10 protein-coding genes and 1 pseudogene are annotated in these 13,237 nt (G+C 71.6%); 10 read left to right on the forward strand and 1 reads right to left on the reverse strand.

The annotated features are described in order from the left end of the window. Positions 1-8 precede the first annotated feature (8 nt). The 6 genes and pseudogenes from QFZ27_RS38695 (at position 9) to QFZ27_RS38720 (ending at position 7,689) form a co-directional block, all read left to right on the forward strand. The gene (locus QFZ27_RS38695) at positions 9-296 is read left to right on the forward strand and encodes a type VI secretion system baseplate subunit TssG (protein ID WP_429232529.1); all 288 of its coding nucleotides are present in this window, start codon (positions 9-11) and stop codon (positions 294-296) included. Next, positions 296-2,941 (forward strand): type VI secretion system ATPase TssH, encoded by a 2,646-nt coding sequence (gene tssH / locus QFZ27_RS38700; RefSeq protein ID WP_429232530.1) that lies wholly within the window; start codon positions 296-298, stop codon positions 2,939-2,941. Before QFZ27_RS38695 ends, tssH begins: the two co-directional genes overlap by 1 nt. An 11-nt stretch (positions 2,942-2,952) precedes the next feature. Further along, positions 2,953-3,387, forward strand: a pseudogene (locus tag QFZ27_RS38705) (contractile injection system protein, VgrG/Pvc8 family); the annotation flags it as partial. Between the two features lie 70 nt (positions 3,388-3,457). Then, positions 3,458-5,041, forward strand: coding sequence for a type VI secretion system tip protein TssI/VgrG (gene tssI, locus QFZ27_RS38710; RefSeq protein WP_429232268.1), 1,584 nt, complete (start codon positions 3,458-3,460; stop codon positions 5,039-5,041). 9 nt (positions 5,042-5,050) lie between these two features. Beyond that, positions 5,051-6,325 (forward strand): ImcF-related family protein, encoded by a 1,275-nt coding sequence (locus QFZ27_RS38715; RefSeq protein ID WP_429232269.1) that lies wholly within the window; start codon positions 5,051-5,053, stop codon positions 6,323-6,325. Beyond that, positions 6,325-7,689, forward strand: a complete 1,365-nt coding sequence (locus QFZ27_RS38720; RefSeq protein ID WP_429232270.1) for a peptidoglycan DD-metalloendopeptidase family protein — start codon at positions 6,325-6,327, stop codon at positions 7,687-7,689. The genes QFZ27_RS38715 and QFZ27_RS38720 overlap by 1 nt, the downstream gene beginning before the upstream one ends. Before the next feature lie 51 nt (positions 7,690-7,740). Here the strand turns inward: QFZ27_RS38720 and QFZ27_RS38725 are convergent, their stop codons facing one another. Next, positions 7,741-8,370 (reverse strand): hypothetical protein, encoded by a 630-nt coding sequence (locus QFZ27_RS38725; protein WP_429232271.1) that lies wholly within the window; start codon positions 8,368-8,370, stop codon positions 7,741-7,743. 69 nt (positions 8,371-8,439) lie between these two features. Between QFZ27_RS38725 and QFZ27_RS38730 the strand changes: the two genes are divergently transcribed. From QFZ27_RS38730 to QFZ27_RS38745, 4 genes are read left to right on the forward strand one after another with little or no spacing between them, the layout of a single operon-like run. Then, entirely contained in the window at positions 8,440-9,066 is a 627-nt protein-coding gene (locus QFZ27_RS38730; protein ID WP_429232272.1) for a hypothetical protein, read from the forward strand. Between the two features lie 7 nt (positions 9,067-9,073). Further along, on the forward strand, positions 9,074-10,507 hold the full coding sequence (locus QFZ27_RS38735; protein WP_429232273.1) for a serine/threonine-protein kinase: 1,434 nt from the start codon (positions 9,074-9,076) through the stop codon (positions 10,505-10,507). Continuing rightward, the gene (locus QFZ27_RS38740; protein WP_429232274.1) at positions 10,504-12,510 is read left to right on the forward strand and encodes a vWA domain-containing protein; all 2,007 of its coding nucleotides are present in this window, start codon (positions 10,504-10,506) and stop codon (positions 12,508-12,510) included. Before QFZ27_RS38735 ends, QFZ27_RS38740 begins: the two co-directional genes overlap by 4 nt. Continuing rightward, a complete protein-coding gene (locus QFZ27_RS38745) occupies positions 12,507-13,235 on the forward strand; it encodes an ABC transporter ATP-binding protein (RefSeq protein ID WP_429232275.1) in 729 nt (242 codons plus the stop codon). The genes QFZ27_RS38740 and QFZ27_RS38745 overlap by 4 nt, the downstream gene beginning before the upstream one ends. Positions 13,236-13,237 lie beyond the last annotated feature (2 nt).

Consider the following 13,237-nt stretch of genomic DNA (forward strand, 5'->3'; position numbering starts at 1 on the left):
TCGGCCCGCTGGAGCTGGCCCAGTACGAGCGGCTGCTGCCCGGCGCCCCCGGCCTCGACAAGATGGCCCAGACCGTCCGCAACTACATCGGCGACGAGCTGGACTGGGAGGTCAACCTGGTCCTGCGCCGCGACGAGGTGCCGGCGGTCCGACTGGGCCGCAGCGGCCGGCTCGGCTGGACCGGCTGGATGGGCAAGCGCAAGTCGCGCCGCCACGCCGACGACCTGACGACGACCCCGCCGCTTCCCGGCCCGACGGACGCGGCATCCCCCGAAACAGCCTCGTGGAGTCCGTGATGACGGGCATCAGCCGCCGGAACCTGTTCAGCAAGCTGAACGCGCCCTGCTACGCCGCGATCGAGAGCGCCACAGCGTTCTGCAAGCTGCGCGGCAACGCCTATGTCGAGCTGGTCCATTGGCTGCACCAGCTGAACGAGGTCGCCGAGTCCGATTTCGGGCGGATCCTGCGCAGCTTCGGCGTCGACCCGGGCATTCTGGCGCGCGACCTGACCCGGGCACTGGACAAGCTGCCGCGGGGCGCCACCGCCGTCTCCGACCTGTCGCAGCATATCGAGGACGCGACCCAGGAGGCCTGGCTGGTCGCGACCCTGGCCTTCGGCGACGACCGCATCCGCTCCGGCCATCTGCTCTATGGCTGTCTGTCCAGCCGCCCGCTCAGCCAGGTCCTGCTCGCGATCTCACCCGAATTCGGCAAGCTGGCGCTGGACCGGCTGCGCGACGGGTTCGAGGCGATCACCCGCGGCTCGCCCGAGGCCACCGCCGCGCAGGCGCCGGTGGAGGCCGCCGACGGGGCGACGCCATCGGCGCCAGGCAGTCGCGGGGGCGCCCTGGCGCGCTACACCGTGGACCTGACCGCGAGCGCCAGGGCCGGCAAGCTCGACCCGGTGATTGGCCGCGACCCCGAGATCCGGCAGATCATCGACGTGCTGATGCGACGGCGGCAGAACAACCCGATCCTGACCGGCGAGGCCGGCGTCGGCAAAACCGCCATCGTCGAGGGCCTGGCGCTGCGGATCGTGGCCGGCGAGGTGCCGGCGCCGCTGCGTGACGTCGCCCTGCACGCGCTCGACCTCGGCCTGCTGCAGGCCGGCGCCGGGATGAAGGGCGAGTTCGAGCAGCGCCTGCGCGACGTCATCGCCGAGGTCCAGGCGGCGCCCCATCCGGTGATCATGTTCATCGACGAGGCGCACACGCTGATCGGCGCCGGCGGGCAGGAGGGCACCGGCGACGCCGCCAACATGCTGAAGCCCGCCCTGGCCCGCGGCACGCTGCGGACCATCGGCGCCACCACCTGGGCCGAGTACAAGCGCTATATCGAGAAGGACCCTGCGCTGAGCCGCCGCTTCCAGGCCATCCCGGTGGCCGAGCCGGACGAGCCGCAGGCCGTCACCATGATGCGCCGCATGGTGCGGACGCTGGAGGCGCATCACGGCGTCGAGATCCTGGACGAGGCGGTGGCGGCCGCGGTCGCACTGTCGCGGCGCTACATCCCCGCCCGCCAGCTGCCGGACAAGTCTTTGAGCCTGCTGGACACCGCCTGCGCCCGGGTCGCCGTCAGCCGCCACGCCCGCCCCGACCGGCTGGAGCATGAGCGGCAGCGGATCGACGCCCTGACGCTGGAGCTGGAGATGCTGGGCCGCGAGGAGGCCGATGGTGGCGATGTCGGCGAGCGCCGGGCGGAGGCGGAAGAGGCGCTCGAGGAGGCCCGGCAGGAGGCGGCGCGGCTCGACGTCCGCTGGCAGGCCGAGCGCAGCCTGGTCGAGGAGATTCAGCGGGCCCGGGCCGCGCTGCGCGCCGACGGCGACGCCGATCCGGCCGAGCTGCGGCGGCTCGACGGCGAGTGGCGCGAGATCCAGGAGGAGGCGCCGCTGGTGCTCGACCGGGTCGACCGCAATGCCGTGGCCGCCGTGGTGCAGGACTGGACCGGCATCCCGGTCGGCCGCCTGCTGAAGGACGAGGCCACCACCCTGCTGTCCCTCGCCGAGGCCCTGGGCCGGCGCGTCGTCGGCCAGGACCACGCCATGGAGGCGATCGCCCAGCGGGTGCAGACCAGCCGCGCCGGCCTCGACGATCCCGCCAAGCCGATCGGCGTCTTCCTGCTGTGCGGCCCGTCCGGCGTCGGCAAGACCGAGACAGCGCTGGCGCTGGCCGAGACCCTGCTGGGCGGCGAGAGCAACCTGATCACCATCAACATGAGCGAGTTCCAGGAGGCGCACACCGTCTCGTCGCTCAAGGGCGCCCCGCCCGGCTATGTCGGCTATGGCCAGGGCGGCGTGCTGACCGAGGCGGTGCGCCGGCGGCCGCATGCGGTGATCCTGCTCGACGAGATCGAGAAGGCGCATCCGGACGTCCATGAGATCTTCTTCCAGGTCTTCGACAAGGGCGTGATGGAGGATGGCGAGGGCCGCAAGATCGACTTCCGCAACACGCTGATCCTGCTGACCTCGAATGTCGGCGGCGAGCAGATCGCCCGGCTGTGCGCCGCCGAGGCGCGACCGGAGCCGGAGGTGCTGGAGAGCGCGCTGCACCGCCCGTTGCGCGAGGTCTTCCCGCCCGCCCTGCTGGGCCGCATGACGCTCGTGCCCTACTACGCGCTGAGCGACGGCATGCTGGACCGCATCGTGCGCCTGCGGCTGGAGCGGATCGCCGACCGGATGATGCAGGCCCACAAGGTGCCGCTGACCTGCGACGACGCCGTGGCCGAGCTGATCGCCCGGCGCGCCCGCCAGGTCGACAGCGGCGGGCGCATGGTCGACGCCATCCTGACCAGCACGCTGCTGCCGGCGGTCAGCCGGCACATCCTGGCCGAGCAGCGGGACGGCCGGCCGGTCGGCGCGCTGCACATCGGCGTGCGGGACGATGCCTTCCACTACCAGTTCGGTGGCGGCCTTCCCGCCGCATCCCTGCAGCCCAGCGACTAGGCGACATCACCATGCCCCTGTCGACGATCGAAACCCTGCTGAAGGACAACCGCTTCGCGGCGGTGACCTCAGCCGCATTCCAGCTGAACGAGGTCTATCTCCGGCGGCTCCGAGGCACCGAGCGGCTGGGCGAGCCCTTCGTCTATGAGGTGACGCTCGCCAGCCCCGATCCGATCCAGACCTTCGCCAAGGTGCCCGGCCAGACCCTGACCGTCGGCCTCAAGCTCAAGGGCACGGCGACGCGGTTCTTCCACGGCATCGTCACCCGGTTCCAGTATCTCGGCCTCGACGACACCGAGCGCCTCAATTACGTGGCCGAGGTGCGGCCCTGGCTGTCGCTGCTCGACTATCGTCGCAACAGCCGGATCTTTCAGAACAAGACCAGCCTCGAGATCATCACCCAGATCTTCCAGGAGCATAAAGGCACCTTCAAGGGCCGGCCCACCGGGCGGCTGCCGCGACGCCCCTTCTGCGTCCAGTACGACGAGACCGACCTGGCCTTCGTCAGCGCGGCTGATGGAGCAGGACGGGATCTACTATTACTTCGAGCATGCGGAGAACCGGCACGACCTGGTGCTGGTCGACAACGCCTCGAGCCACAAGCCCTGCACGCCGCAGGTGGTGGAGACCCACCACAACCTGCGGCCGGCCCGGAACCTGCACCAGGAGGACCTGATCCTGCGCTGGGAGGAGGTGGTGTCGATGCAGCCGGACAAGATCGTCCTCAACGACTACGACCACGAGAAGCCGACGGCGAATCTCGAGGCCGTGGCGCGCGTTCCGTCCGTGAAGGTCGGCGGCATCCCGCCGCGCAAGACCCTTACGGGCGCCGCCGCCTCCCGACGTCCCGGCGGCACACCGGTCGCGCCGGTGACGGCGGCGAAGACCTCGACCGCCGCGGGAACCTCGCCGACGCAGGAGACCTTCGTCTATCCGGGCCGTTACATCGAGAAGAAGGACGGCGATTTCTACGCCACGATCCGGGCCGAGGAGCTGGCCTGCAACGCCTATCGGGCGCGGGTCGAGAGCACGGCGCGGCAGATCACGACCGGGGCGATCTTCACTGCGGCGAACCCGTTCTACTACGGCGACGTCGATTCCCGCCCCAAGCCCACCGAGCGCTTCCTGGCGGTTGGGAACGAGTTCACGGTCGTCGGCGAGGTCGGAGAGGTCGGCGGCGCCGGGGAGAACGCCGTCGACGCGAAGGGCGACCGCTTCCTCTACCGCAGCATGGTCGAGATCATCCCGGCGACCACCCAGTACCGCCCGCAGCGCCGCACCCCGGCGCCGGTGATCCAGGGGCCGCAGACGGCCGTCGTCGTCGGCCCCAGGGCCGAGACCGTCACCACCGACAAGCTCGGCCGCATCAAAGTCCAGTTCTTCTGGGACCGCGAGGGCAAGAAGGACGAGAACAGCTCCTGCTGGATCCGGGTGGCGCAGAGCTGGGCGGGCAAGGGCTTCGGCGGCCTGATCATCCCGCGCATCGGCCAGGAGGTCGTGGTCGACTTCATTCACGGCAACCCCGACTGGCCGCTGGTGACCGGGGTCGTCTACAACGCCACCAACGATCCGCCCGAGACCCTGCCGGCGGACAAGACGCGCTCGACCTTCCGGACGCACACCGACCGCGGCGCGGTCAACGCCTACAACGAGCTGCGCTTCGAGGACAAGCGGGGGCAGGAGGAGGTCTATCTCAAGGCGCAGAAAGACCACACTGTCGAGGTCGGCGACGTCTATTCCGTCGACGTCAAGACGCAGTACGTCCTGACCTCGTCGCCCACCGCGATGGCGCCGGGGCAGGCCGCGGCGACGCCCGGCACCAGCCGCATCGAGGTCACGCCCGACAAGATCCGCTTCGTGGTGACGGGGGTGACGGGCCCGCAGATCATCGAGATCAGCGCCACCGGCATCGCCATGATCGGCACCACGATCGGGATGATGGCCCGGCCCGCCCGCGCCGGCGCCATCGTCTCGATGCCGCCGGCGATTCCGGCTCCGCCGACCCCGGCGCTGCTCCAGGCCCTGACCGCGGCGGGGCTGCCGCCGCCCGTCCCCGAATTGCCGACGCCGCCGCCGTCGCCGAAGCTGGCGCCGGTGTGACCGCGGGCCATGGGCACCCATCGCCGCCCGGCCCGCATCGCGGGCTGCATCCTGGCCGCAGCCCTGCTGGCCGGCTTGGCGGCGATCCATGTCTCGAACCACCGTGTCGCCGACCGGGCGCGCGCCGCGATCGATCACGCGACAGCGGCGACGCCCGCCCCTGAAGCTGCGCCGGACGATCCCACGGCCGCGCTGCCCGCCCTCGATGCCCTGGCCGCCTCGCCCCTGGCGGCTCCCCTGCCCTGGTGGCGGCGGCTGAGCCTGAACGCCGCGCCGCTCGACGACCTCGCCGCCGCGACCGCGGGGCTCGACCGCGACCTGCTGCGGGACGCGTTCCTGCGCCGGCTGGCGCAGCGGATCCTGGCCCGCATCGACCGGCCGGACGTCGCCTCGGACCTCGCCTTCGACGGGCTGAAGGCGGCGCTGGCCATCGGCGGCACCGGACCGCGGCAGGACGGGCTGATCCGGCTGTGGGCGTCGACCGACTGGTCGATGACCACCCCGGATCAGATGCGCCAGGCTCTGGTCTTGCAGCTCGACCGTGCCCTCGCCGCCGAGCCGCGCCTCGCCCCGCCGCTGGACATGGCGGTGGTGGAGCGGATCCGGATCCGGCTGCGCGACCAGCCGCTGTCGGCCCGGGCCTATGCCGCAATCCGCACCTCGGACGCGGCCCAGAGCCTGCCGCCCTTCCGCGCCGATCTGGTGCTCGGGACGGACAGCTGGACGGTGCGGCGCCGGTCGGGCGCCTCACTGGCCACGCCGATCCCGGGGCTGCTCACCGCCGACGGCTTCCACCGGGTGGTCGTGCCGGCGCTGACGGATCTGTCCGCCTCCCTGGACTCCGACGACTGGGTGCTCGGCGCGGCGCCATCGGGCGGCGGCGACCTGACCGCCGCCGTGCTGGCACTCTATCTCGACGACGTCGCCCGCGCCTGGGACGGGCTGCAGGACGAGCTCGAGCTGACCCCTGCCGCCGATCCGGAGACGGCGACGCACCTCCTCGCCGCGCTGACCCCATCGCAAGGACCGTTGCTGCGCCTCGCCGTCGCCGCCCGCCGGGCCACGCTGTTCGACCGCGGCCAGGGCGACGACGCGGCCCTCGCGGCCCTGGCCCGGAAGCTCGGCGGCCTGCGGCTGTGGACCGCCATCGACCGCCGCTATGCCTGGCTCGACGGTGCGGAGCTGCAGGGCGCCCCGCTGCTCGACGATGCCATTCGCCGCTTCGTCGCGACCGCCGGCAGCATGCCGGCCGATGTCGCGCCGCCCGCCGCGGCTCTCGACTGATGCCGCGGGACGTCATCGCCGAGCCCCCCGGCATCATTGCCGGCGCTGCCGGTGCCGCGTGCCTCTGCCGCCCCGAGCTCGGGCTGTGGGCCGTGGTCGCGGCCGGGGACGCGCGGTCCAGCCGCCTTTTCGAGGATCTCGCCGCACTCGATGGCGCGGTTGACGAAGCGCGACTGGCGCGCATCGCGCGGCGGAAGACCGGCGTCTCGGCAATGATCGTCCTGCTGCGGCCGCCGCATCTGCTGTGTTTGCGGCTGGGCGGCGGCAGCGTTCATCGCCTGGGCCGAGCCGGCCTCGTCCCCATCACCGGGGAGGTGAACGCCGGGACGGTCCGCGTCCGGCCGGATGCAAGCGATCGCGTCATCCTCGCCGCACCGGCCATTGCCGACATCGTCCACGGCACCGCGCTGCTGCTGGAAAGGCTGCCGCCCGACGCCGCCGCCCGGCTGCTGGTGCAGCGTGCCGAGGCTGCCGGCCGGCATGGCAGCGGAGCGGTGGTGCTGGCGCTGCCCGACCGGCTGCCGACGTTGGCGCAACCGGCGGAGATCCCTTCGCCGGCCCGCCCCCGGCCGCAATCCCGCATCCGGCCTGTGGTCGTCAGCGCCGCGGCAGCCCTCGCCTTGTCCTTCACCGCGGTGCTCGGCCTCGCTGTCTTTCGTGATGCCTCCGAGCCGACACCGCAACGCGAAACCGCGCAGGCGCCGTCCCAGGACAGCGCGCCGGCCGCGGCGGATGAGGGCGATCTGGCCGCAGCCGACCGCCGCTTCGCCCAGACGGCGCGGCTGGCCGTGGCCGTCGCGGCGATCGACCGCACGCTGCAGCAGCTCGGCCTGCCGCCGGTCGCGGGGGATCACGGCGTTGCGATCCGCCCCTTTTCTCCGGGGGCGATCGATGCGCAGGCCCGTATGTTGGCGGCCCGCCTGCCCGGCTGGCCCCTCGCCGTGCCGCTGCGCGTGCCCTTGCGGCTGTCCAGTCCCTTCGGCTTGCGGGTCCATCCGGTGACCGGCGTCCCCACCCTGCATGCCGGGCTGGACCTGGTGGCGCCGGCGGGGACGCCGATCTACGCGACCGCCGACGGCCGCGTGCTGCGGGCCGGGCCGGCCGGCGGCTACGGCAACATGGTGGAGATCCAGCATGCCGATGGCCTGGTGACCCGCTACGGCCACATGCAGTCGATCGCGGTGGAGGCGGGTCAGGAGGTGACGGCCGCCACGGTCATCGGCCGGCTCGGCTCGACCGGCGTGTCGACCGGGCCGCATCTGCATTACGAGATCCGGCGCGCGGAAGAGGCGATCGACCCGATGCCCTTCCTGCAGGCCGGGCAGGCGCTGAAATCGATGCTGGTCGCCGTCACTTCAAATTGAAAGTGCGGCCCGAAGCCGCCCTCCATCTCCTCTCCGGGATCGATCCGAGGCTCAGCTTGCCCCGGCTGCCGCGACCGGACCGGCCGGGGCGGCAGGCGCGGCGACGGGAACGGCCTGCACCGGTGTGAACACACCGGTCTCACCGACATCGGACGGCTTCGCAGCCTCTTCGGCCTGCGCCGTCGTCCCGGGCACCGGCTGCCCGTCGCCGATCGTGTTGACCAGGCCGGAGACCGAGACGATCAGGCCGCTGAGATCGTTGATCGTCGACGCCTGCTCGGTCCAGCCGGCAGTCTGGTCGCCGGTGGAGATCCGGGCCTGCACCATGCCGCGCCGGACCTGGCGTTCCGCCTGCCGCAGCGCCGCGTACTGCGCCGGCGTGCCGTTCGGGCCGAGATTGGCCCTGGCCTCGATCACCAGCTTCTTCAGAGTGCTGAGCCGCTGCTGCACCGTATCCATCGCACGGTCGAGCGTGACCCGCGAGGACTGCGCCTTGCGGGCGATGACCTCGATCGGCAGCGTCGTGACCGCGACGGGCGTCACCGGCACTGTGCCCGCGGCTGTGGCCTCGGGCCCCTTGCCGAAGTGGGAAAACGGCTTCGGGTCCGGCAGGCGATCGGCGCAGGCGGCGCACAGCAGGCCCAGACCGAGCACGATCATCGGCGGCTTGAACGGAGACATGGGCAGCGCCTTCTCGAAGGTGGGTCGCAGAAGTCCCGCATCCTGGCCCCGGCGCAGCCGCGGTAGAGCATGCGGAATTGGCATGATCGTATCCAGGCCGAAACGCCGGTGAATTCTGGTCCGCCTGCAGATCACATCGCATATTCGCCGAGAACAGCCCCGACCCTGGAGGCCATGATGCCAATCGCAAAACGCGCCTTTGCGGTTCTTTTCTTCCTGTTATTGACGGCACCAACGGCGATCGCACAGCAGATCGCATCCGCACCGGCTTCGGCGACGGCGCCGGACCCGACCGCCCGGCCATACTACCTGGCCGCCACTCTGACCGGCGCTTTCCGGACTGATCCCCTGCCAATCGGCGTGCTGGCCGGCGGGCGCAGCTCGGTCGTGGGGCTGGCCGGCGACTGTGTCGGCAACATCACGCCGGAACGCCCCGATGCGACCATCGATCTCGAGGATGTCCACGGCCCGGTGAATTTCTACGTCGCGGCGGGCACGGACACGGCGCTGGTGGTGCACACGCCCGCTGGGCAATGGCTCTGTGCCGACGACAGCGAGGCAGGCGGCGTCAACCCGGTGATGACGCTGACCTCTCCCGGAAACGGTCCCTATGCCATCTGGGTCGCTTCGGTCGAGGCGCCCGACCGGCCGGTGCCGGCCGTGCTGGTCATCAGCGAGCTGCCGCCGGTCTGGTAGCCGAGCCATGATCGCCGATCCGATCCGCGACGCCGAGATGCCGCCGGCCGACGAGACGCGCCTCGTCGGCCCGGCCGCGCCGAGCGCCTCGGCCGCACCGAACGCCCCGACAGCGCCGAGTGAGGACGGGCCGTCGCTGGCGCCGGGCACGGTGGTCCTGCACACCTACCGCATCACCCGGCTGATCGGCCGCGGTGGCATGGGCGAGATTTACCAGGCCGAGCATTGCGACCAGCGGACGCTGCACGCGATCAAGATCATCCGGCCCGACCTGGTCGGCGACGAGTCGATCGTCAGCCTGTTCCTGCGCGAAGCCGGAGCCCTGCGCAAGATCCGGCACGCGGCAATCGTCAGCTATGACGGCCTGTTCCGCGACGCCACTGGGCGGCTGCACCTGGTGATGGAGTATGTCGACGGACCGTCGCTGCGCGACCGGCTGCGCCAAGGCCCGCTGGCGCCGCACGAGATCGCGCAGCTGCGCGACCGCCTGGCCGCCGGCCTGGCCGAGGCGCATGACAAGGGCATCTATCATCGCGATCTGTCGCCCGACAACGTGATCCTCGAGCACGGCCTGCTCGAACGGGCGAAGCTGATCGATTTCGGCATCGCCCGCTTCGCCGACCCCAGCATGCGGACACTGGTGGGCAGCCGCTTCGCCGGCAAACTCTCCTGGGCGTCGCCGGAGCAGATCGGGCTGTTCGGCGCACAGGTCGACGGGCGATCCGACATCTACAGCCTGGGCCTCGTCCTCGCCGCCGCCGCGCGCGGCCGGCCGCTGGAGATGGGCAAGACCATGATGGCCACGGTCGAGGCCCGCAAGACCACCCCCGAGCTGGACGGCGTGCCGCCCGGCCTCGTCACCCAGATCACCCGCATGCTGGCCCCCGATCCGCGCGACCGGCCGCAATCGATGCGCAGCCTGGTCGACGAGGCGCAGCCCGACCGGTCGCGCTGGTCCGCGCTGCTGCGGTCGCGGCCGGTCCAGGGTGCTGCCCTGCTGCTGGCCCTGGCGGCCGGCGCGGGCCTGTGGTGGTGGTCCGGCTCGGACATCCCCCCGGCGACGTCCACGCCGGCATTGCTGATGTCGGCACCGCCGGGCGCGGCGGAGCCGGCGCAGAAGCTCGACCGTGAGCAGCTACCACGGATCCTGAGGCTGGCGCCGGCCGAGATCTTCGCCGCCGGCCAGCGCTTCCTGACCGAGCAGCGCGACGCCGACACGGCGCTGGTGCTGTGGGAGGAGGCCTCGCGGCGCGGCAGCGGCGACGCCGCCTTCGGCCTCGCGCAGTTCTACGACCCGAATGTCCGGACCACCGGCCCGAACCCGTTCAGCGCGCCCAACCCGACCAGGGCGCGGGAGTTCTACGCCCTGGCCCTGCAGCGCGGCATCGGCATCGCCCGCGCCCGGCTGCAGGCCCTCGACAACGCGGAGTCCGCGCGATGACGACACCAGCCTTCCGGCTCCGCCTCGCCGCACTCCTGGCCATGGCCTGGCTGGCGGCCTGCGCCGCCCCGGCGATCGCCCAGGATCCGGCGCCTCCTGCCGGCGCCCGCAAGCCGCTGCTGATGACGGGCACGACGAGCCTGTGGCAGCGGGTCCTGACACGCCCGGGCGCGCGGCCGTCCCAGTCCCCGGGCGGGCCGCCGGCCGAGGCTGAGATCCCGCCGTTGACCATGTTCTTCGTCTATGCCCGGGCGGCCGGTGACGGCGGCAACTGGCTCGAGGTCGGGGCCACCACCGGCGGCCAGACGCTGGGCTGGCTTCCCGAGGCCGAGGCGATCGACTGGAAGCAGACCCTGGTGGTGAATTTCACCAACCCGGTCAACCGCGACCGTTCGCTGTTCTTCAAGGACTCGGCGCCGCTGCTGTCGATCATGGAGGCCCCGGATGCCGACGCCCAGGCCGGCGCACTGCGCCAGGCCGCCGTTTCCGGAACGCTGCCGCCGGACAGCCCGATCGCGGCACTCGAGCCGTCGACCTGGGTCGACCCGGCCAAGGATTTCTACCTGCTGCCGATCCTGAACTGGACCGACGGCTATTTCGCCAAGGGCTTCCCCGGCCTGGCGCTGCAGGTGGCGGCGACGTCGCTGCAGGAGCCGGCGCCCTCATCGCCGCAGGCGACCGACCCAGGCAACGCGGCGCAGGTGATGGCCGGCTACCGCGCCGGCGTCGTCTTCGTCGTCGATACAACCGTGTCGATGGACCCTTATGTGGCGCGGACGCGCGAGACGATCCGCAGCCTGATCGAGAAGCTGCATGCCGAGGAGGGCGACAAGCTCAGCCTCGGCCTGGTCGGGTTCCGCGACGTGCTCGAGGACGGCCGTCCGGACGAGTATATCGCCAAGGTCTTCGCCACCCTGTCCGACGGGCTCGACCCGAAGGGCTTCCTCGATCGCTTCGACGCGGCCAAGGTCTCGCATGCCGACAACCGCGACTTCCGCGAGGATTCCTTCGCCGGGGTCAAGGCCGCGCTGGACGACATCGACTGGACCGGGGTGGCCGGCCGCCTGATCGTCCTGATCACCGATGCCAGCCCGCGACGGGCCAACGACCCCTATTCGTCCACCCATCTTGATCCAGACCAGCTGCGGCTGCTGGCCCAGTCGAAGGGCGCCGCGGTGCTGGTCATCCATCTGAAGACCGCGGCCGGCAAGGACGACCATGCCGCCGCCGAGGATGCCTATCAGCCGCTGTCCGACTATCCGAATGTCGGCAGCCTGTACTTCCCGATCGAAGGGGGCGACCTGCGCAGCTTCGGGTCGGTGATCGATCGGATCGCCGGGATCATGCTCGGCCAGATGCAGTCGGCGGCGGAGGGCCAGGTGGCGCCGGCGACGGATGCGCCGGCCCCTGCCGACACCAACGATCCGAGCAGCGAGGCGCTGGCCCGCACCGGCCTGGTCGGGCGCGCCATGCAGCTGGCCTATCTCGGCCAGAAGGAAGGCGGCCAGGTCCCGCGGCTGTTCTCGTCCTGGATTTCGGACCGCGACATCGCCAACCCGGCCCGCAAGGCGCTCGACGTGCGGGTGCTGATCAGCAAGAACCAGCTGTCCGACCTGCAGTCGACGCTCGGCGCGATCATCGACGCCGGCGAGGCGACGCGGGTGGCGCCGAACGATTTCTTCCGCCAGCTGCGCAGCGCCGCCGCGACCATGGCCCGGCGGCCGGAGGGCGTCGGCCAGGAGCAGGCGCGGCACCTCGCCGATCTCGGCCTGATCGGGGAATACCTCGAAGGCCTGCCCTATCGCAGCCGGATCATGGAGCTGACCGAGGATGACTGGCTGTCCTGGAGCTTCGGGCAGCAGCGCCAGTTCCTCGACGACCTGCAGGCCAAGGTGACCCTGTATCAGCAGATCTACGACAACACCGACCTGTGGATCGCGCTCGACGGGCAGCGCACCGGCGGCGACGCGGTCTATCCGATGCCGCTCGATGCGCTGCCATGATCGGCCCAGCCCCCGTCTATACGCTGCGCAACGTGGTGCTGCGGCGCGGCGCCGGCACAGCCGGGTTCGAGCTGAATGTCAGCAACCTGGTGGTGCCGCGCAGCGAGATCCTGTTCCTCAACGGCCAGTCGGGATCCGGCAAGTCGACCCTGCTCGACCTGCTGGCAGGGACATTGGCGCCGGACCAGGCGGAGATCTTCGAGCTGGCGGCGCTCGGCCGCCCGCCGCTGGATCTCGCCGCACTGTGGCGCCGGCGGCGGCAGGACGCGTTCGCCGCAATCCGGGCCAGCAGCATCGGCTATGTGCTGCAGACCGGCGGCCTGCTGCCCTATCTCTCGGTGGTCGAGAACATTGCCCTGACCGCTCGCCTCGCTGGCCGCTACGATCCCGGCCATGTCCGCGAGCTGGCGGAGCGGCTGGGCCTGAGCCGGCTGCTCGGCCTCCGGCCGGACCGGCTGTCGGTGGGTGAGCGGCAGCGGGTCGCCATCGCCCGAGCGCTGGCCCATCGCCCCGACGTGCTGCTGGCCGACGAGCCCACCGCCTCGCTGGATCCGCCGACGGCCGACCGGGTCTTCGCCCTGCTGGTCGAGACGGTCGAACGCTTCCGCACCACCGCCGTCATCGCCTCGCATGACTGGGCCCGCACGCAGGCCACCGGGCGGCGAACCATCGGCCATAGCCTGCGCCGCGAGGACGACGTGGTGCGCGCCTATTTCTGGACCTGAGC

This window comes from Inquilinus ginsengisoli (genome assembly GCF_050434925.1).
GTDB lineage: Bacteria > Pseudomonadota > Alphaproteobacteria > DSM-16000 > Inquilinaceae > Inquilinus > Inquilinus ginsengisoli_B.